This window comes from Anoxybacillus andreesenii (genome assembly GCF_030813005.1).
In the GTDB taxonomy this organism is placed as follows: Bacteria; Bacillota; Bacilli; order Bacillales; family Cytobacillaceae; genus Robertmurraya; species Robertmurraya andreesenii.
The window spans coordinates 1-19,582 of record NZ_JAUSTU010000016.1; the positions used below are offsets into that span (position 1 = coordinate 1).

The window sequence follows — 19,582 nt, forward strand, 5'->3', positions numbered from 1 at the left end:
TTTGTTCTTGGCATGATGTTAACCTCCTTGGTACATTAGGCAGTATAAAATAAAATACTCTTATTGTCCAAGTTCATTTTGGGGCTTATGAGATACATATGCGTATTAGAATGGTTGAATATGAATTTCAAATGATTTAGTATCTTATTTAAAGCATTATTTATGAGGTGAGGGTATTGGTGAAAGCAGACAAGTTAGCCTCCTAAAAATCAAAAACACATTTTTAGGAGGCTAATCAAATGAAATTTAATCTAATTGAAAAAGAAAAATGGGATAGATTGCCGTATTTCGAGCATTACTTAAATCAGAAGTGCACATTTAGTATTACAGCAAATATAGATATTACAACGTTATTGGAACAGCTCAGGAACAAAGGGATAAAGCTATATCCATCCTTTATTTACATGGTCACTAGAATAGTAAATTCTCATAAAGAATTTAGAACTTGCTTAAAAGATGATGGTACTCTGGGTTATTGGGAAAGTTTGTTGCCTAGCTATACAATCTTCCATAATGATAACAAATCATTCTCAAGCATATGGACCGAATTCTCTGATGAATTTCCTGTCTTCTATAAAAACTTTCAAGACGATATGAAACAATATTCAGAGGTTAAAGGATTTTTCATAAAAGAAAATGTACCAGAGAATTCCTTTCCTATATCTAGTATTCCATGGGTTAGTTTTACTGGCTTCAACCTAAACGTAAATAATAATCATAACTACTTATTACCAATAATTACTGGCGGAAAATACTGTAATCAGGAAGATAAAATATTATTGCCTATTTCTTTACAGGTACATCATGCGGTTTGTGATGGATTTCATGCTAGTATTTTTATAGAGGAACTACAGCAACTTTCTAATAACTGCCTTGATTGGCTCTCATAAGTATTGATGATGTAGCTTAATAAATTTAGTTAAGGAGTTGCTTTGGTGACTCCTTTTCTTAATTATATTCAAACCCTATCTTTACCTAGTTCTGATTAGCTCACCTATATTTGACCTTTATTACTCATTCAATGACTGATAAATGTTTTGCGTATACTTCGTGATGGCCTCGTCATAATCTGGATACTTATATCCAAGACTTTCTGCCACAGATTTAGAGTATTTTCTAAATAACTCATAACAAGTAAATAAAGACTTCCACATGTTTGAGTAGCTATGATGTTAGACTCAAAAGTAGACACAGTTTATTATAGAAATAACTAATAATAAGAGGTGTTCACATGAGCAGAAAAACATTCGATGAAGATTTCAAAAGAAGTACTGTACAAATGATGATCGAACAAAATAAGTCCGTTGCACAAACAGCCAGAGATTTAGATATCAATCCCAACACAATCCATAATTGGAGAAAGAAATATTCAAATGAATTCATTGAGGCGGCCCTTCCGAAGATGTCAGAAGAACAACAGTTACGTACCTTCCAAAAACGTATTCGTGATTTGGAGGAGGAGAATGCGATATTAAAAAAGGCTATGCACTTCTTCGCAAAAGACCATCGGTAATTTTCTCATTCATCTATGAGAATCGCTTCGAATTCCGAGTGGAGAAGATGTGCCAAGTGATGAAAGTTTCTAGAAGCGGTTATCACAAATGGGTTGATCGACCAGAAAGTGAAAAGACAAAACGTCATAAGACTTTGATTCGCCATGTTCGTAAGTCTTTTCTGGAATCTAGAGGGCTGTATGGGAGTCCTAAAATTGCAAAAGACCTTGAACGAAAAGGGATATCCGTTTGCCAAAAAACAGTAGCCCGAATCATGAAAGAGGAGGACCTTCGATCAAAAACGGTTAGAAAATATAAAGCTACTACAAATTCGAAGCACACGCTCCCCGTTTATGAAAATAAGTTGAATCAAGAATTTAAAGTAGAGCAACCAAATAAAGTATGGGTCGCTGATATCACGTACATCCCTACATCTGAAGGATGGCTTTATTTAGCCAGCGTAATGGACTTGTATTCTCGTAAAATTGTAGGCTGGTCCGTTGATAAAACAATGACAAAAGAGTTAGTTCTTACAGCTCTAAATCGTGCACATAATCGTCAACAGCCACCAAAAGGGTCCGTTCTTCACCATTCAGATCGTGGCAGCCAATACTGTTCAAATGATTATCAGAATCAATTAAAGACCTATGAAATGGATGTAAGTATGAGCAGAAAGGGCAACTGTTATGACAATGCTTGTATTGAATCGTTCCATAGTGTATTGAAAAAGGAATTAATTTATTTGACTAAATATAAAACAAGAGAAAAAGCAAAAAAAGAAATCTATGAATATATCGAAGTATTCTATAACTCAAAAAGAATCCACTCGGCGAATGGGTATTTTACACCCTCTGAATACGAACGTATGTACTTTAATAAGAAAGCTAGTTAAACACTAGACATAAATTTTCCTCTTCAATAAAGTACAGAAATGATTCACCTCTGTACTTTATTGAAGAGGCCACCAAGCGATAGCGCGGTAGAAGATAAAAATCTATTAAAATTGTGTCTACTCTATTGACCTAATACCACTACTCTCAGAATAAGTTGTGAGTAATGTTTCCCAATCATCTTTCGGTAAATACTGTTCAATAAATTTATAGTTTTTCCCCACACTAAAGGTAAACCCTCGCTCTAATCCTATTTGCCAAGACATCATTCTTAACAGATTAGGCCGTACTATCTCGTTCAAATGGTCAATTGTAAATAGAATTTCTTTTCTAGCCAATCCCTTTACTACATATGTAGAAACCCACCAAAATTCATTGCAGCAATCATCAAATTCTCTTGCTGTGGGCTTTTTAATCCAATACTTCCGATCATTTGCGACCACTTTATTTTTGACAAGACCACCCTTATCAAGTAGGACTTCTACTAGCCCATCACTATTAGAAAAGTAATCATCTACTTCGTTTATCGGAATAAGTGTTAAGTCAATTCTATTGCCATCTTCAAATAGCATAAGGTAGGAAAACCAATGCCCTAACTCCGGCGGAAAAAGCTCCATGTCTTCCGGTTTTTGCATTATCAAACGTTTCCCAAAAACATTCAGCCATTCATCATTCTTTTTGAAGGAATCCATATCTGTTACAAAATAAGAAATATCATAATCCTGCAATGAATCACGGGGAATGTTTTTGTTTGCACGTGAACCTTCCAAAGTTACCAAGCGAATTCGATTATCATTCTTAGCAAAACTAATGAGCAAATTCTTCATTTCTTGTTCACTTCTCATTGTATTAATCCTCCAATTTGTTGAAAAGTAGTTTATGTGCCGTATACGAAGAAATCTCAGAAAATTACTGTTCTCAGATTTCTATTTGTGTACTTTTTATTTAGCAAACTATTACTATTACTTTTCTACTGAAATGATTAAAAACATGGGTCTTCTGTTTTCATCTTTCATCCCTGGATCATTCCTTACCATTTCTTCCGTAGCCATAGGTTCCTTAACCGCTTTTATTTTAAAACCTATATGAATTAAATCATTAATATAAGTAGAAATTGTACGGTGATATTTGATCACATTCTCGGTTAGAAAAGTTGTATTACGTACTTCTTCTGATTGGTAATTATCCACTGGCCAATGAAGGCGATTTCCTTGATCATCATAATACCAATCTTGTTCGTCCCGAGAAGTAAAAATCGGATGTTCCACGGAAAAAATAAAAGAACCTCCAGGTTTTAAATATTGATAAACTTTTTCGCAAATAGTATCAAACGATTTAATATAGTGAAAAGCTAAAGAACTGATCACTACGTCAAATTGTGCGTCCGAAAAATTGATGTCTTCAATTGGCATTTTAATATACGTAATTAAAGGATCATCTGTTTTTTCACGGGCTGTTTCAAGCATTTTTTCGGATATATCTACTCCAATTACCGAACTTGCTTGGTGTTCACGTGCGTATCGACAATGCCAACCGAATCCGCACCCCAAGTCAAGTACACTCTTATTTTTCAACTCTGGAAATAAGGATTTTAAAACCGGCCATTCTCCTGCACCTTCAAGCCCTTTAACTGATCTTGGCATTTTTTCATATTCAGAAAAAAACACAGCATCATCATATTTGTTTTGTTTCATAATTTAAACATCCCCTATAATACTCTTTCCTTAACACATGTCTATTCCTCTATCTCCCAAGCTGGGTTCCAGACTACTTCCCACAAATGCCCATCCGGGTCCTGAAAGTGACCGGAATATCCACCCCAAAAAGTGTTGTGTGCAGGGTCCGTTATTGTTGCACCCGCTTTTTCGGCTTGTTCTAATACCTTATCTACTTCTTCTTTACTATTTACATTGTGACCAATTGTAAATTCAGTAGGACTTGCTGGAGCCTGTGTAACTTTTGCCTCATATGCAATATCTTCTCGTTTCCAAATAGCAAGTTTCAAACCTGATTGTAGTTCAAAAAAGGCTACTGCTCCATGCTCAAATTCTTTACCTACAATACCTTCTGTGGGTAGTCCCAATCCATCACGGTAGAATTCTAATGCTTTTTCCAAATCATCTACACCTAATGTGATTACTGTGATTCTTGGTTTCATAATTAATGACACCTCATCTTCATATTCATTTTTACCATTAAACTTTTGGCAATAACTAATCCGAGTCCTGTCCCCATGTCCCTGCGTCCACTACCCGCTACTTAATGTAATTTCAAATTACATTCCAGCTAAACCTAATTCTTTATTTGCCATCTGAATATATTCATCCATCCCAGATATTAAGGCAAATTCGGCAATTCCAACAGGGTAAGCAGCATTTAATTCAATAATATGTTCCCTCATCTTAGGCCAATGATACCCTCCAGCTTCTTTGTAAGCCTTGATAAGTGTATCAAGACCTTCTTCACCAAATACTCTGTAATGGCCAACGAAATCAGTGGAAATATCAGCTACCTTTGCTTCTGTCCAATCAATTAACCCCGTTACATTTCCTGAACTTTCAACGAGGATATGTCCTGGGTGCAAATCTCCATGAATCAGTCCGGTTTCTTTTGGCCATATTTCTTCATCATTCAACCACGTCTGCCATCTATTCCATAACGGCTCTCCCACACCAAATTTTTCCTTAACCGCATCCATACGATTCTTCATGATTTGTTTTACTTCCTCTGGTGTTTGAACTATAACACCTGCTTCAGATGCTTTCTCCCTTGGAATGCTATGAAGTGTAGCCAATACTTTTCCAAGCGTCTGATAAAAACATTTCGGTATATTATTTTCATCAATTTCAAAAACATATCTTTTAGCTTCAGGATCAATGGTTCCTGCTGGAACTCCATTTAACTTTTTATACGCTATCAGCTCTTCTGTGTAAATTCCCCAATCAGGAGCTTCAAAACTAGCATACTTGTTTATTAAGTCCAGTGCTGTTTTTTCTGCCTTTGTTCTAGGGAATACATCAAACCGCCTCGGAATACGCAGCACCCATTCTTTTCCTTCCTGATCCTTAGCAAATACCACCTGAAAGTCTAATCCAGATTCATTAAAAACAAAAAAGTCCTCTATCAATTGGAGACCATGTTTTTCTGCAATTTCCAATACTTCCTTTTTTGTTTTACTCATTACTCATCACATCCAAATCATATTTTTTGAAATAATAGAGACAATATTAGTTATGAATATTACGTATATATTGAACCTCTCCCTCATCTTTCACAACTATTCCAAGTTCATTTAAGTCCATTCTTAAATGTTTTATTTTTTTCTTATCTCCTTCTCTAATTGCATTCCTACGTTCATATAAGATGGCATAGACATTTTCTCCAACCGTGCGATCTTCAAGCGTCCAGAGTTTATATTGATCGGCATATGAATCCTGTTCACTCCAAGGATAGTGATGATTCAGGAATTTTTCTCGTATGATTCCTTTTTTTATGTCTGTCTTTTCTCTCAATAATTCTTGTCCTTTATTACCTGTAATGATAACTGTTTGATCCTCCATAAAGATTTCTTTTACGTCTGAACTGTTAATTCTATTTTCTTTATCATCTTTATTAATCAAAATTTCTGTATCACTAATACTCACTTTCAAGGCTTCACTATAGACTGTTAATGACAAAAGAACCCCTATAATCGCACCTATAATCATCAAGACAATAGAAGTCCAAAAAGGGTCAAGTGACTCCAAGAGTACAATGACCTTTGAATCATTAAAAAGCGGAATTTTTATGATGAAATCCAATAATCTTGGAAGAAACCAACCAATCGTTCCTAACACAATAGGAAATAAAACAGCAAAGAGCTTTTCCAAGAAACCCATACCAATTGTGGATGTATCTTTCATATTATTTTTTTACTCCTTCATTCTATTTTTTTTAATAGATGATTCTATTTCCTAAATTAGTGCTATATGACTATTTTTAACACCATTTTAATTAATTCATTTTTATATTTCTCAAAACTAAAGGTTTTATTATGTTTAAGCATACTTTCCTCAATTGCTCCTTGAATCAGGACACAGATCATTTCAACATCAAACTGATTAGAAAACTCCTTCTTTTGTTGCCCATCTAATAGAATCTCTTTGAGCAATGTATATATTGGATCTTCGTCTTCTTCCCCATTGTCAGCTCTATAGAATGGAATTCCTTCTTCATTTTCAACATTAAAGACAATCTCAATTAATGCGATATTATATTTAAAGTTAGCCACTTGATAAGCCAAACACGCTTCAATATATGCAGTTAATTGCGAAGTAGGTGTTTCCTCTTGAACCACTTTTCCACTAATAAAATCCAATTTTTTTTCTAACAAGTACAGTAAAGTTTGATTAATTAAATCCATCTTGTCGGAAAAATGATAAGAAATTAAACCTGTGCTCACCTTTGCCTTTTTGGCAATTTTAGTTAAACTCACTTTTGTATAACCAACTTCTTCAAGTGTGTCAATACAAGATTGAATAATCTGCTCTCTTCGTGCTTCCGCAATAAAAGATTCACCCATTTTTAAAAACATCTCCTTTAAATCATATTACTTATCCAAATAAAATATTGATTGTACAATCAAAATATTGATTATACGTTTTATTTTACTTGCATCTTTTATTATTGTCAAATATGCTTCCATAATTAATGGAGCAGGACTTCTGGGTTTTATTTATTAGGAATTTTAAACGAAAAGAAAAGCAGTTTAGATGATTGGATCCTTATTGGACAAAGGATTATATAATTATTGAACAACAGAAACAAAACTGGACCCGCTAATGGAATCTAGCCTGAATTTTGATTGATTTGTGATGAAAACAACTAATTGTTTAAGGATTGAATACATATGGGTTGCCCGCTGCTCCTTCCCGATACCTTTGCCGTTCGGATACCAACTATTTAGCATGGGGAAGTAGAAAGTAGCAACTATATAGTTGTGCTAGTACGCATTACATACAGTGTGATCCATCAAACAAATCTTCCTAAGTAATTTAGGAGGGGGTTTCTTTTTTCTCCGTCCATTTATTTCTTTAGTTAGTATCCCCATTATCAATTACTTTGAACATCAGGTACAAACAATCCCTATCTCCATTTACCTCATTTATGAAAATCCAAGTCCATCTACTATGTCCCCAATCGAATAATTAACCTTCCCACACCCCTCCTTCCTCACATCACCCTCAAGCCCTTCTCTCCCAAGGGCTCACGCCCCCTTCACATTACCTTCCATTTTCTGTTATAGAATAATTACGTTCCCGCCTTTTTCCCGATTTTCGCCCAAAATTGTACCGATTTCGCAATGATTTTTATAAAAAAATTTCGTTCCTTTTCGAATAAATACGGAGTAGATGGTGAGGGGCCATTTGATTTAAAACGTGTGAAAAAAACACTAGAAAGGATACCGATTCAATAGCGTGAGGAAACCAACTGAAAAAGAACTTGAGTTGGACTAAACCCTTGCTGAACAAAGGATTGGAGGAATATAGAATTAAAAAAACGATTGGATTCGGATTGAATTTTGATTGAAAATGGGATTGGACTACAATTGGAACCCCAACGAATTTTACACAAAAAAACCGAAGGTCTGCCGGGAAAAATACCGGAAAAACCTTCGGATAAGGAACAGGCTCCCCATACCAAGCAAATAATATCAAATTTACAGTCAAACTCTTTGAGCTAGAACCAGCTCGAACTTTTTTTAGTATTGATATAAATCTCAACACGATATGATGATAATGAATAAAAAATGAAAGGAATGATGTGAATATGACAACTTTATATCGAATCAATGTGTTCGAAGACGAATTCCATTCCAAAGTAGTAACAAGGGTTAAATACAATGAAATCCTTGATTATTGGGATGGTCACAATTGGACAAATGGTGGAGTAGGAAGGCATTTGGGTATCACTAAGCTAAAAGATGGCAGGTATGTACTCATTTACGGTACACAATGGCAAGGAGAAAAAGATTATGGGAGGGTTGTTTCGCCAGAGGAAGCCTTACATGAGATATTAAAGTCTCACAATACAGAGCTTTTGACTCTGAAAAAGTTTAAGGATTTGAAAACTTTAGCAGAAGAAAAATAGATTATCGGTGACATTGAATACGAAAGGAAATAAAAGACCTAAAGGAGAACATTCTCCTTTTTATTACTTGAATCTATAAAACTGAGTTAAGATTGAGTACGTAATGCTCTACTGCACTCTTTTCTCTATTTTCCATATTATAGATGAAATATTACAAACCAAACTAAATTCTTCTTTCCTCCTATGTATACCCCAAATAAACCCTTCCGAAATCCCGCTCCTCAAATCCGCATTCTTCCGTTCGAGTTATAATAAAGATTTCCGACTGAACCCCTATTTTGGACCATTTTCGATTCAAATATGACCGTTTTTCCGCCTGTTTTTCCTCATTTTTTTCACCTTTTTTCGAGAGTTAAAATAAAGTCCTCCGATTTTGGAAGAAGGAGAAAAGGAGAAAAAGAATAAGGGAAATAAGAAAAAGCATTGAGAAAAGATTGAATGAGACCTTCGGTCTCTTATTGAATAAATACCTGAGTGAAATATTGAAAAAAGCCTGAATTGGTAAGGGTTCAAACAGGATTAAGTTAGGATAAAACTATTGAATTTTTATTGATTTCCTATTGAATTATAACAGAAAAAAGCCCGGGTTCCTAATGAGGAAAAACCGGGATGATATTGAGTCAGAGTCGAAAATCGGAAATGTTTATTTTCACTGTAATCGAGCCTGAATCGGAAATGTTTTTTTTGGTTCGGAAGAGTTTAATATTGGGTTACACTTTTGTCCACTTAAAATAATCTCACCACATCTTTACCCCGCTCAAACCCGCATTCCACCGTTGCCGTTTAAAATAAAGTCACCATATCTTTCCCTTTTTTTCACACATTTTTGATCATGTTTTGACCGTTTTTCCACCCTTTTTTCACGCTTTTTGTTCACGTTTTTTTCGATTTAAAAAGAAGTTGAGTAGAAATAAGGGTTCAAGGAATTTAGTAGTGACAAGGGTTTCAGCGATTTAGGATACAGGACTTTATTTTAAACACGAAATAAAAGATGTTGCGACTTTTTTATAAAGTACGGGTGTTTATTTTGGGGTTACAACTTTCAACATTATTTTCGCCACTGCTTCACAATGAGTTGTATGCGGAAACATATCCACCGGCTGGACTTCTACTGTCTTATATCCCCCGTCCTCCAAAATCCTCAAATCACGAGCAAGTGTTGCAGGATTACAGGAAACATAAACAACCTTCTTTGGCTTCATAGAAATAATCGTTTGCAGAAGTGCTTCATCACAGCCTTTCCGAGGTGGATCCACAACTAGGACATCCGCTTTGTTGCCCTCCTCATACCATTTCGGAATGACAACCTCCGCTTCCCCAGCTTCAAACTCCACATTCTCAATGCCATTAAGAGCAGCATTCTTTTTCGCATCCTCAATCGCTTCTGGAACGACTTCAACACCGAAAACTTTCCTAGCCTTCTGCGCTAGAAACAAAGAAATCGTGCCAATTCCACAGTAAGCATCAATCACTGACTCTGAACCTGTTAAATTCGCATACTCAAGCGCTTTATCATACAGCACCTTCGTCTGCACGGGGTTCACCTGATAGAAGGATAATGCAGAGATAGCGAATTTGACGTCGCCAATGTAGTCGAAAATCACTTCATTTCCCCAAAGAACGGTTGTTTTATCACCTAGAATTACATTTGTCCGCTTTCCATTCACATTATGAACAATCGATTTTACCTCTGGAAGCCGCTCCACGATTTCCTCAACAAGTCGCTCCCTATGAGGAATATCCGCTGTCCTTGTCACAATCACCACCATTAACTCACCCGTTTTCTGTCCGTAACGAGCCATGATGTGGCGCAATATCCCTTTATGAGACTCCTCATTATAAGCGCGGATACCAAGCCTTCCACAAATCTCTTTGACCACTTGAACAGCCTCATTAATCTCTGGAATCTGAATCAAGCTTTCATCGGTATCCACAATTTCATGACTTCTTGGTTTAAAAAAGCCGGCAATCAGCTTTCCTTCCTTCTCACCGACAGGGACCTGTGCTTTGTTACGATAATGCCACGGGTTGTCCATTCCTAAAATCGGATGAACCTTTACATCCTCGAGCTTTCCAATGCGGGTAAGGACCTGGCGAACCTGATTCTCCTTGTATTTAAGCTGCCCCTCATAACTGATATGTTCAAGCTGACAACCTCCGTATTTATGCAAATCTTCCTTTGCAATTTCGATACGGTATGGGCTTTTTTCATATAGTTCAATGAGACGACCGAAGCCGTAACCTTTATTGACTTTGATGACCTTGATCTTCGCTCTCTCTCCAGGCAGACCATATGGAACAAAAATCGGATAGCCATCTACCTTAGCAACCCCAGCTCCATCATGGGTTAAATCCTCGAATAAAACATCTATGTATTCATTTTTTTGAACGGGTATTGTTCGACTCATCTATAATTCCTCTTCTCATTCAAACAATGATTTCAAATGGAATTGTACCACACCTGCATTAAAATGAAAAAGCCAGCATAGTAAACTGCCCCCATTGTTAGTAATATCGAATAATAGGGGACAGTTCACATAAGTGGCTAGCTTTTTTCCTCCGCCTCTTTTGGTACCTGGTACCCCTCGAGCACTTCCTTTAGATCATCTTGAACGGATTGCTCCGCAAGTTCTACGTTAGCGCGGTAGGCCGAGCGTAAAATGACATGGGCAGCTACGGGCGCTGTTAGGAATACAAAGAAGATCCCCAAAAATAGACGGATACTAAAAAATCCTTCCTCTAATAAGAAAAACAGAAACGTTCCAATCAGAGCAAAGAGGACGCCAAGGGTTGCGCTTTTTGAAGCCGCATGTGAGCGTGTGTAGACATCTGGCAGCCGAATCAACCCGATGGCGCTTAAAAGACTAAATACCGTTCCGATCAAAATTAATAAAACTGGTAAAAATTCACTCGGACTGCTTCCGCTCAATCACTACACCCCTTTCAATAAACCTTGCAAAAGCGATTGTTCCAATAAAGGATAAAATTCCAATCAGAAGGATGACCTCAAAGAAGCCAGTATTCCTTAGAAGCACAGAGAAAATAGCGACTCCTGAGATAAGATTGATTCCTAATGCATCTAGGGCCTGAACGCGATCAGGCGCTGATGGTCCCTTCACGAGCCGAAAAATAATCGCAAAAATGGAGATGGTAAGAAAAAGCAATGAGCAAACCAACATAATTTTGATCATGGACGTGTCACCTTCTTTATGGCAGCTTCAAATTTTGCTGTTGAGCGAATCACCGCATCACTTGATTCTGGAATATCCATGGCGTGAATATAGAACTTTTTACTATCCGATGAGATCTCCACTACGACTGAACCTGGTGTTAGTGTTAATAAGAGAGCAAGTAGCGTAACCTCTAGATCCCCCTCCAAATCGGTTTCTAACGTAAATATGCCAGGAGTAACATTAATTCTTGGTCTCATCACCTGTCGAATCACTGTGATGCTTGATACGAATAGCTCATAGATGAATAAAAGAAACAGTTGTACAACAGCAAGTAAAGTGATTGGATAAAACTTCGACGAAAAATATCTTCTCAAAATAAAGAGAACGAATAACCCGAATAAATAGCCGCTAAAAAAAGTTAATACACTCCAATCATCCTGTAGGAACATCCATAACACGCCAATGAATAAATTGATTAAGACCTGCATGGGCATAAGAAACCACCCCTTTCCGTCAAAATTATGGCTTTGGATTCATTCCTAGCACTGCCTCGACATACATGCTCGGATTCATGAGTACCTCGACAGCTGAGTCTACATACTCTGCTATTCCTTCCGCGCCTAAACCAAGGGCAATCGTTAATGCAGTGAGGATTCCAATCGGCAACAAAAGCCCCTTCGTTGTGCCTTTTTCCTCTTCTTCTGTGATTTCCGTGTATCCCCAAAACACATTCATAAAAATCTTCATAAGCGAATAAAGGACTGCTAGACTCGTAAGAAGCCCTATCCCGCCTAACCAATAATAGCGAGCTTCAAAGGTCCCTTCCGTAATGAAGATTTTCCCCAGGAATCCACTTAGCGGTGGAATTCCAGCAAGTGATAAAGCAGCTACAAAAAACATCCACCCCAATTGCGGATGCAATCGGATCAGACCACTCAGCTCCTTCAACTTGCCCGTTCCAGTCAAATGAATGATCGTTCCACCTAATAGAAAAATAAGACCTTTGACAATCATATCGTGGATCAGATAGTAGAGTGAGCCTGTCATTCCTTCCATCGTGAAGGTGGCGAACCCTGCTAAAATGAATCCGACTCCGACAATGACGTTATACGTCAAAATTCTTTTAATATCCCCATAGGCAACCGCACCAATAGCTCCTAGTACCATCGTCACAGCCGCAAGAACTCCAATTAATAAGTGGGTAACCTCCGGCTGATGATAAAAAATGAGCGAGAAAACTCTCATAATCGCATAAATTCCAACTTTCGTTAAAAGAGCCGCAAAAATCGCCGCAATTGCAGTGGGCGGTGTGCTATACGAGCCTGGCAACCAAAAGAATAGAAACAGACCTGCCTTCAAACTAAAGACAATCAAGAACAGGATCGCCACTGTCGTCATCAATCCCTCTTGCCCCGCATCCGCAACACGAAGGGACAGATGGGCAAAGTTCAGCGTTCCACATGTCGCATACAGATAAGCAATCGCAACAAGAAATAGAAATGATGATAAAATATTGACTAATATATATTTAATCGATTCTCTCAGCTGTTTCCTTGTCCCACCCAAGGAGATTAGCACATAGGAAGAAACAAGCATGACCTCAAAACAAACAAATAGATTGAAAATATCCCCCGTGATAAAAGAACCATTCACACCAGCTATAAGAAACAAAAAGAAGGGATAAAAGTAGAAGGATTCTCTCTCTTTTCCAATAGAATGAAAAGCATATAGTAAACAACAAAGAGCTACAATACTCGTGACGAAAATGAGGAGAGCGGAAAACATATCCATCACCATGCTGACACCGAATGGAGCCTCCCAGCCGCCTAACTGAAGAGACTGTATTCCTTTTACCTTAATGGTATTCATCAAGTAAAAAGTGACGAGTGCCACCGCCCCCATTGAAGCAATACTCAGCATGCGCTGCAAACGAATATATTTCCGCATCATCACGAGCAAAAGCCCCGCTATAATCGGAATAATGACAGGTAAAATCACCAAATTACTCATCTTCTCCCCCTCTCAAGGTTGATGTATCGTCCGTGCCTAATTCCCGATAGGAACGATAGCTAAGCACAAGAAACAGAGCTGTTGTTGCAAAATTGATCACGATTGCAGTTAATAAAAGGGCCTGAGGCAATGAATCGGCATAGGTGAGATCCTTTGTCCAAAGTAGAGGTGGGCCCCCTTTTTTCAATCCCCCCATTGTGATAATAAGGATATTGACAGCATGACCGATAATGGATGTCCCAAGGATGACCCTTAAGAGGCTCTTCGTCAAAATCAAATACGTACCGATCGTAAATAACACACCAACAAGGATAGACATCAATGCTTCCATCAGCGATCATCCCCTATGCTCATAATAATCATCAGGGAGGTTCCAATGACTGCAAGGGCAACACCCACATCGAATAATACGGCTGTTGCAAGCTCCGTCTCTCCAAATATCGGGAGATGAATATAGCCAAATGACTGTGATAAAAAAGGGGCATCCAACACCATTCCGCCTACCCCAGTTAACACAGCAATTAATACGCCCACTGCGGCAACGATTTTAAAGTCAACAGGAATATTTTTGCGAACGGATTCTATATCAAACGTCAAAAACAGAAGAATGACAGCTGAAGAGAAAGCCAAGCCACCAATAAAACCTCCACCAGGGTAGTGATGACCGGAAATAAATAGATTGATGGCAAAGGTAAAAATAATGACGACGACCACTTTCGTTACGCTTCGGATGATGACATCATTCGGCTCCTTCATTCTTATCCCTCCCTGTTAATCTTAGTTTTATTAGTGTATAAACTCCGAGCCCGGCAATCGTTAGAACGAGGATTTCGAGCATCGTATCAAATCCTCGAAAGTCAACAAGGATCGCGTTGACCACATTTTTCGCACCCGCAAGCTCATACGCATCCTCATAGTAGCTTGAAATGGAGCTGAAGAAACGAGTTCCGTTAGCTGACAACGCCACCAATGTCACGACGACACCAACGGCAATAGAAATAAGAGCATTGCTTACCTTGAAGCGGATTCGACTCATTTCCTTCTTCAATTCGGGCAAATGGTAAAAGCATAACAAGAATAGAGCTGTTGTTACGGTCTCGACCACGAGTTGCGTAAGGGCTAAATCCGGCGCACGAAATAGCACAAAGAAAAATGCGACAAAAAATCCCAAAGCCCCAACTGCAATCACAGCGGTCATTCTGGACTTAGAAAAGAGCACAGTTAGTGCGGTAATCACCATCGCAACGACTAAGCTTGCCTCGTAAATATTAACCGGTGCATCCTTGGATGGAACGAAGGTAAATCCATCGAACAACCAGAGACTTCCACCTGTTACTAGAATGATGAAGCCAAAAATATAAACTAAATAATCACGGACAACCCCTGTCATATACCGATCCGTTATTTTTTTTGAAAGAAGCTCCATTTGTTCCAAAGCCGTGTCGTAGAGATGATTCAATGTTGCCGCCTGTGGATAGAGGCTGTAGACTCGATACCATTTTCTGATGGACAGATATAGCGCAGTTCCAACCGCTATCACACCAAGGGTCATCCAAAGCTCAATATTAAAGCCATGCCAAGCACTTATTTCTATTTGAAGCATTCCTGCCTCCGCTAGATCCGGCAGAATTCCTGACCAAGCAGGTGTTAACAGATAATGTGAAAGAACGTTTGGAAAAATAAAAATAAGAATCACCATCGTCCCTAATATCATCGGGGAAACCAACATTCCCAGCGGCGCCTCATGTACCGGCTTATCGACTCTTACAAACGCATGCTTTCCTCTAAAGGTTTTGAAGATGAGAATCATACTATAGACAAATGTGAAGACACTTGCGATCCAAGCAAGGATAGGAATGAGCATACCGATGGAGTTCATATGGAAGAAATCCATTTTTCCAATATTAACGACAGCGGTAAAAAACATTTCCTTACTGAGAAAGCCATTAAAAGGCGGCAACCCTGCCATCGCAAAGCCGCCAATAATGGTCAAGGTGAAGGAGATTGGCATCAGATGCATTAAGCCACCAAGTCTGCGAATGTCGCGTGTTCCTGTTTCATGGTCGATGATCCCCACCACCATGAATAAACAGCCTTTAAAGGTCGAATGATTCACGAGATGGAATACAGCAGCAAAAATAGCCATTGCATAAACGTTGCCTTCATCACCGATCCCGTAGGATAAGGAGGCCGAGCCTATACCGAGAAGACACATGATTAAGCCAAGCTGACTAATGGTGGAAAAAGCAAGCAGTGCTTTTAAGTCTGTCTGGCGCACGGCATTAATCGAGCCATATAATAAAGTTACAAGCCCCACTCCCGTGACAAGCCAGAACCACTCAAGCGAGCCCCCAAAAATCGGTGTTAATCTGGCTACTAAATAGATGCCCGCCTTCACCATCGTTGCCGAGTGAAGATACGCACTGATCGGGGTTGGCGCCTCCATCGCATCCGGCAGCCAAATACTGAACGGAAACTGGGCTGACTTTGTAAAAGCCCCGATCAAAATCAAAATCATTGCTGGAACAAACAAAGAATGAGCACTAATGGACTCTAGCTGACTGCTGTTCAGCATTTCACGAATACTATAAGTGTCTGTCATCATCGACAGCATAATCAGGCCAGCTAACATCGCTAAGCCACCAGATATCGTAATGAGCATTGACTTTTGCGCACCATATCGAGATCTTTCCCGTTCATACCAATAGGCGATCAATAAGAACGATGAAACACTGGTCATTTCCCAAAATACATACAAGACAAAGATATTATCCGATAATACAAGGCCCATCATTGCACCCATGAACAGGAGCAAGTAGACATAGAAATTATGCAATGCCTCACGATGCTTAGACAGATAGAAAATGGAATAGAAGACAACAAGAGCACCAATTCCAGCAATTAATAAAGCAAATACAAGACTTAACCCATCCATGTAGAGCGTAAAATTAATTTTATAGGATGGCAGCCATGGCAATGTGGCTAGAATCGTATTCCCGTTGGCAATTTGGGGGATAAAAGAGACTAAGCAGATAAATAGCACGAGAGGAACCACAAGGACGAACCAACCCGTATGTAGACGAGGATTAAATTTTTTATATAAAAATGGAACAAATATCGTAAACACAAATGGCAAAAGGATCATCAGACTGAACCACTGCAATGGAATTCCCTCCTTCTAGCAAACTTGTGGAAACAAAAATAGCTTCCTATATACATTGACTCGCATTGAAGCATGGGGTATAGTCATACATAAACCTATTTAGGAAAAACGGAATCGCTTGTAAACTTATTGTTTGTCCATTTCTAACCCGAGGTGAACAAATCTATGAAGAATGGAAAAGAAAGAATGGACGAAAGTATTCTCGTCTGTGTTTATTATGGTCCAAATGGTGAACGTCTCATTCAGCGGGGCTGTAGAATTGCACATATGCTCGATTGTCCCCTGTATATCCTTACCGTTGATCCTTCTCCATTTGATGAATTAGATGCGGAGAAGTCCAACTATATAGCGAAATGGCAGCAGCTTGCGAAGCAGCACAATGCGAAGGCCTTTATTTTGAAGGACAATGACAAGAGACCCGTTCATAAGGTCATTGCCGAGGTTGCGCGAGAAAAGAATATTACTCAAATTATTCTTGGTCAGACTGCCCAAAGTCGCTGGGAGCAGATTGCAAAAGGGTCAATCATCAACTCATTATTACGAGAAATTCCTTTTGTGGACCTTCATATCATCTCCGTTGCCCGCTATTTGAAAAATCCCGATCAGCATTATGATAAAGGGGTACGTGCTTATTTGATTCGTGAAGAGAAGCATTATCGTCTCATCTTCAAACATACAAAGGATGTTGAATTTGAAGGGATCTTTTTCAAAGAAATTGGGACAGATTTTAATAATGGAATATTCAAGTTTATGAAGGATAAGGAAACTCTTCAGGTTCAAGTAAATGATGATCTTGTAACGGATCTATCAAATGTTGAGATGGATACGAACACGGATTCTGTAGATGATTATTTGTAAATCTCCACTTTTTAGTGGGGATTTTTTTTATGTCTTACAGGTTCACATCCACTTTGATAAGCCGCTTTTCATTTCGATCAATTCCAATATAGCGCAATGTCTCCGATGAAGAATGATGCTGATAAATTCCCATCAGAATCGAAACTGCAATTCCCTTACGATAAGCATGGTATCCAAATGTTTTTCTCAATGTGTGCATGCCTATTTTCTCCGAAATCCCTACATCCTTTGCAGCTTTATTAATAATCCGATATGCTTGCTGCCTCGTAATCGGCTGCTCATTCTTTTTCGACTTAAACAAAAAATCATCTTCGTCCAAATCGTACATATCAAAATAATTCTTTAATTCCTGCTGAACTTTGGAATTTAAATAATATGCTTGTTCCTGTTCACAATTTTCGTCTTTTAAGTATAGAAACTCCTTTAGTTTCTCTCCTTCTCTAACATCTGCAACTTTTAACGAGAGTAAATCATGCACTCTTATTCCTGTATTAATTCCAAACACAAAAAGCAAAAGATCTCGCTGTGATTGTTTTTTTAAGAGTTCTTTAATTGCGTTTATTTTTTCAATATCTCTAATAGGTTCGACGAACTCCACAATTTTGCCCCCTACTAATGTTACATAAAATAATCGTAGCATACATTGAGTAACATAACAATAAATAAAGACTAGGGAATCACCAAAAAGGACGATCCGTTGTTAAGTACTTTGATGAGATTATCAAGCAATGGGACAAAAAAACAGCCACTCAGGTGGAAGTGACTGTTTTACGTATTATGAAGATTTTCTGGACGATCTTCTTCTCTTATCTTATCAAGCGGAACAAACACCTCAAGATGGCGGTATAGATTAACAAATTCAGCCGGTAAGAGCCCGCCAAACTCGCCATCTAAATTAAGCTGCACCTTCTCATCAGAGGTGACCTTGATGCGATTGGCCTGTGTATAAATAACATTCGGATCATGAATATGCTCTCCCCTTAATGCAAGAGTAGCGACACGAACAAAGTCAGCCAGATTCGTTTTCTTCAAAATCAGAAGTGAGAACAATCCATCATTAATAGAAGCATTCGGCGCTAGCTTCTCAAAGCCCCCTACAGAATTGGTAAGACCAACCAAGAAGAGCATCGCTTCACCCTCAAACAGCTTTCCATCATACTCGATTCGTACATCTGTTGCCTTGAAGGATGGCAGCATCTCAATGCCCTTTAAATAGTAGGCAAGCTGCCCCAGCATCGTCTTCAGCTTACTTGGAACTTCGTATGTGAGCTCTGTGATCCGACCCCCACCGCCAATATTGACGAAATACTTATCGTTCATACGACCAATATCAATGGGAATCGTTTCTCCCTGAACGATGATATCTGTTGCTGCTTGAATGTCACGCGGAATCTGCACAGCACGGGCAAAATCATTCGTTGTTCCAGCTGGAATAATTCCTAGCTTCGGTCTATATTCCTGTTCTGCTAATCCGTTCACAACTTCATTGATCGTCCCGTCGCCACCTACAGCTACAACGAGGTCATATTTTCTTTCTACTGCAATTCTCGCTGCTGACGTTGCATCACCTGCCTCAGTTGTCGCATGGCAGGAGGCCTCATAGCCCGCCATTTCCAGCTTCTGCAGAACTTCAGGCAAATGCTTCTTAAATATTTCACGACCAGAAGTTGGATTATAAATGATTCTTGCTCTTTTCATACCCATCATCCTATTTCAAAAAAATTAAAGTCCCCTAGTAAATTATTCCATCCTTATCATATCTCAAAAAATGGAGAACTGCCACTTAAAATGCTTCCTTTGAAATATTATTCCTTTTATCTCATTCCTGCAAGGGGGTCGTTCTCTAATGGCCACAAAGTATGAGAA

The 19,582-nt window shown here is 38.5% G+C and carries 19 protein-coding genes and 2 pseudogenes; 4 read left to right on the forward strand and 17 right to left on the reverse strand.

Translation table 11 applies throughout. The features are described from left to right. Nucleotides 1-239: 239 nt before the first annotated feature. Nucleotides 240-890 (forward strand): type A chloramphenicol O-acetyltransferase, encoded by a 651-nt coding sequence (catA, locus tag J2S07_RS15485; protein ID WP_026562332.1) that lies wholly within the window; start codon nucleotides 240-242, stop codon nucleotides 888-890. A 120-nt stretch (nucleotides 891-1,010) separates the two neighbouring features. Here catA and J2S07_RS15490 read toward each other — a convergent pair. Further along, a pseudogene (locus tag J2S07_RS15490) lies at nucleotides 1,011-1,169 on the reverse strand (aminoglycoside 6-adenylyltransferase); the annotation flags it as partial. Between the two features lie 62 nt (nucleotides 1,170-1,231). On the opposite strand from J2S07_RS15490, the gene J2S07_RS15495 reads away from it, so the two are divergent. Then, nucleotides 1,232-2,385 (forward strand): IS3 family transposase gene (locus J2S07_RS15495; RefSeq protein ID WP_307151325.1). Its coding sequence is split into 2 segments (ribosomal slippage): nucleotides 1,232-1,484 and nucleotides 1,484-2,385, totalling 1,155 coding nucleotides; the frame shifts between segments, so codons are not numbered across the junction. 138 nt (nucleotides 2,386-2,523) lie between these two features. On the opposite strand, the pseudogene ant(6) reads toward J2S07_RS15495, so the two are convergent. The 6 genes and pseudogenes from ant(6) to J2S07_RS15525 all read right to left on the reverse strand — a co-directional run. After that, a pseudogene (gene ant(6), locus J2S07_RS15500) lies at nucleotides 2,524-3,228 on the reverse strand (aminoglycoside 6-adenylyltransferase); the annotation flags it as partial. A gap of 117 nt (nucleotides 3,229-3,345) precedes the next feature. Further along, a complete protein-coding gene (locus J2S07_RS15505; protein WP_026562330.1) occupies nucleotides 3,346-4,077 on the reverse strand; it encodes a class I SAM-dependent methyltransferase in 732 nt (243 codons plus the stop codon). Nucleotides 4,078-4,118: 41 nt separating this feature from the next. After that, the gene (locus J2S07_RS15510) at nucleotides 4,119-4,541 is read right to left on the reverse strand and encodes a VOC family protein (RefSeq protein ID WP_026562329.1); all 423 of its coding nucleotides are present in this window, start codon (nucleotides 4,539-4,541) and stop codon (nucleotides 4,119-4,121) included. Between the two features lie 117 nt (nucleotides 4,542-4,658). Then, complete coding sequence (locus J2S07_RS15515) at nucleotides 4,659-5,564, reverse strand: macrolide 2'-phosphotransferase (protein WP_026562328.1); 906 nt, start codon at nucleotides 5,562-5,564, stop codon at nucleotides 4,659-4,661. Between the two features lie 46 nt (nucleotides 5,565-5,610). Further along, a complete protein-coding gene (locus J2S07_RS15520; protein WP_026562327.1) occupies nucleotides 5,611-6,285 on the reverse strand; it encodes a YqeB family protein in 675 nt (224 codons plus the stop codon). Between the two features lie 62 nt (nucleotides 6,286-6,347). After that, entirely contained in the window at nucleotides 6,348-6,944 is a 597-nt protein-coding gene (locus tag J2S07_RS15525; protein ID WP_026562326.1) for a TetR/AcrR family transcriptional regulator, read from the reverse strand. Nucleotides 6,945-8,191: 1,247 nt separating this feature from the next. On the opposite strand from J2S07_RS15525, the gene J2S07_RS15530 reads away from it, so the two are divergent. Further along, nucleotides 8,192-8,512, forward strand: a complete 321-nt coding sequence (locus J2S07_RS15530; RefSeq protein WP_018665455.1) for a hypothetical protein — start codon at nucleotides 8,192-8,194, stop codon at nucleotides 8,510-8,512. Between the two features lie 1,022 nt (nucleotides 8,513-9,534). Here J2S07_RS15530 and rlmD read toward each other — a convergent pair. From rlmD to J2S07_RS15570, 8 genes are all read right to left on the reverse strand, one after another. Further along, a complete protein-coding gene (rlmD, locus tag J2S07_RS15535) occupies nucleotides 9,535-10,920 on the reverse strand; it encodes a 23S rRNA (uracil(1939)-C(5))-methyltransferase RlmD (protein ID WP_307151326.1) in 1,386 nt (461 codons plus the stop codon). Nucleotides 10,921-11,057: 137 nt separating this feature from the next. After that, complete coding sequence (gene mnhG, locus J2S07_RS15540) at nucleotides 11,058-11,441, reverse strand: monovalent cation/H(+) antiporter subunit G (RefSeq protein ID WP_307151327.1); 384 nt, start codon at nucleotides 11,439-11,441, stop codon at nucleotides 11,058-11,060. Then, on the reverse strand, nucleotides 11,419-11,703 hold the full coding sequence (locus tag J2S07_RS15545) for a Na(+)/H(+) antiporter subunit F1 (protein ID WP_307151328.1): 285 nt from the start codon (nucleotides 11,701-11,703) through the stop codon (nucleotides 11,419-11,421). Before J2S07_RS15545 ends, mnhG begins: the two co-directional genes overlap by 23 nt. Next, the gene (locus J2S07_RS15550; protein ID WP_307151329.1) at nucleotides 11,700-12,179 is read right to left on the reverse strand and encodes a Na+/H+ antiporter subunit E; all 480 of its coding nucleotides are present in this window, start codon (nucleotides 12,177-12,179) and stop codon (nucleotides 11,700-11,702) included. Before J2S07_RS15550 ends, J2S07_RS15545 begins: the two co-directional genes overlap by 4 nt. A gap of 25 nt (nucleotides 12,180-12,204) precedes the next feature. Further along, a complete protein-coding gene (locus tag J2S07_RS15555; RefSeq protein ID WP_307151330.1) occupies nucleotides 12,205-13,695 on the reverse strand; it encodes a Na+/H+ antiporter subunit D in 1,491 nt (496 codons plus the stop codon). Continuing rightward, nucleotides 13,688-14,026 carry a Na(+)/H(+) antiporter subunit C gene (locus J2S07_RS15560; protein WP_307151331.1) on the reverse strand — a complete coding sequence of 113 codons (339 nt, stop codon included), beginning with the start codon at nucleotides 14,024-14,026 and terminating at the stop codon, nucleotides 13,688-13,690. Before J2S07_RS15560 ends, J2S07_RS15555 begins: the two co-directional genes overlap by 8 nt. Further along, nucleotides 14,026-14,451, reverse strand: coding sequence for a Na(+)/H(+) antiporter subunit B (locus J2S07_RS15565; RefSeq protein WP_307151332.1), 426 nt, complete (start codon nucleotides 14,449-14,451; stop codon nucleotides 14,026-14,028). Before J2S07_RS15565 ends, J2S07_RS15560 begins: the two co-directional genes overlap by 1 nt. Next, nucleotides 14,435-16,858 carry a Na+/H+ antiporter subunit A gene (locus J2S07_RS15570; RefSeq protein ID WP_307151333.1) on the reverse strand — a complete coding sequence of 808 codons (2,424 nt, stop codon included), beginning with the start codon at nucleotides 16,856-16,858 and terminating at the stop codon, nucleotides 14,435-14,437. Before J2S07_RS15570 ends, J2S07_RS15565 begins: the two co-directional genes overlap by 17 nt. 165 nt (nucleotides 16,859-17,023) lie before the next feature. Between J2S07_RS15570 and J2S07_RS15575 the strand changes: the two genes are divergently transcribed. After that, nucleotides 17,024-17,716, forward strand: a complete 693-nt coding sequence (locus J2S07_RS15575) for a universal stress protein (RefSeq protein WP_307151334.1) — start codon at nucleotides 17,024-17,026, stop codon at nucleotides 17,714-17,716. A gap of 34 nt (nucleotides 17,717-17,750) precedes the next feature. Here J2S07_RS15575 and J2S07_RS15580 read toward each other — a convergent pair whose 3' ends face one another. Both J2S07_RS15580 and J2S07_RS15585 read right to left on the reverse strand, forming a co-directional pair. Then, on the reverse strand, nucleotides 17,751-18,314 hold the full coding sequence (locus tag J2S07_RS15580) for a tyrosine-type recombinase/integrase (RefSeq protein WP_307151335.1): 564 nt from the start codon (nucleotides 18,312-18,314) through the stop codon (nucleotides 17,751-17,753). Between the two features lie 170 nt (nucleotides 18,315-18,484). After that, complete coding sequence (locus tag J2S07_RS15585) at nucleotides 18,485-19,414, reverse strand: diacylglycerol kinase (protein WP_307151336.1); 930 nt, start codon at nucleotides 19,412-19,414, stop codon at nucleotides 18,485-18,487. Nucleotides 19,415-19,582 lie beyond the last annotated feature (168 nt).

Excerpts from the sequence above, each read along its gene's own strand:
- J2S07_RS15510 (WP_026562329.1), bottom strand. The coding sequence starts at position 4,541 with ATGAAACCAAGAATCACAGTAATCACATTAGGTGTAGATGATTTGGAA.
- J2S07_RS15575 (WP_307151334.1), top strand. The coding sequence starts at position 17,024 with ATGAAGAATGGAAAAGAAAGAATGGACGAAAGTATTCTCGTCTGTGTT.
- J2S07_RS15565 (WP_307151332.1), bottom strand. The coding sequence starts at position 14,451 with ATGAAGGAGCCGAATGATGTCATCATCCGAAGCGTAACGAAAGTGGTC.
- J2S07_RS15545 (WP_307151328.1), bottom strand. The coding sequence starts at position 11,703 with ATGATCAAAATTATGTTGGTTTGCTCATTGCTTTTTCTTACCATCTCC.
- J2S07_RS15585 (WP_307151336.1), bottom strand. The coding sequence starts at position 19,414 with ATGAAAAGAGCAAGAATCATTTATAATCCAACTTCTGGTCGTGAAATA.
- J2S07_RS15505 (WP_026562330.1), bottom strand. The coding sequence starts at position 4,077 with ATGAAACAAAACAAATATGATGATGCTGTGTTTTTTTCTGAATATGAA.
- J2S07_RS15555 (WP_307151330.1), bottom strand. The coding sequence starts at position 13,695 with ATGAGTAATTTGGTGATTTTACCTGTCATTATTCCGATTATAGCGGGG.
- J2S07_RS15560 (WP_307151331.1), bottom strand. The coding sequence starts at position 14,026 with ATGGAAGCATTGATGTCTATCCTTGTTGGTGTGTTATTTACGATCGGT.
- catA (WP_026562332.1), top strand. The coding sequence starts at position 240 with ATGAAATTTAATCTAATTGAAAAAGAAAAATGGGATAGATTGCCGTAT.
- J2S07_RS15530 (WP_018665455.1), top strand. The coding sequence starts at position 8,192 with ATGACAACTTTATATCGAATCAATGTGTTCGAAGACGAATTCCATTCC.
- J2S07_RS15550 (WP_307151329.1), bottom strand. The coding sequence starts at position 12,179 with ATGCCCATGCAGGTCTTAATCAATTTATTCATTGGCGTGTTATGGATG.
- J2S07_RS15515 (WP_026562328.1), bottom strand. The coding sequence starts at position 5,564 with ATGAGTAAAACAAAAAAGGAAGTATTGGAAATTGCAGAAAAACATGGT.
- J2S07_RS15525 (WP_026562326.1), bottom strand. The coding sequence starts at position 6,944 with ATGGGTGAATCTTTTATTGCGGAAGCACGAAGAGAGCAGATTATTCAA.
- rlmD (WP_307151326.1), bottom strand. The coding sequence starts at position 10,920 with ATGAGTCGAACAATACCCGTTCAAAAAAATGAATACATAGATGTTTTA.
- J2S07_RS15520 (WP_026562327.1), bottom strand. The coding sequence starts at position 6,285 with ATGAAAGATACATCCACAATTGGTATGGGTTTCTTGGAAAAGCTCTTT.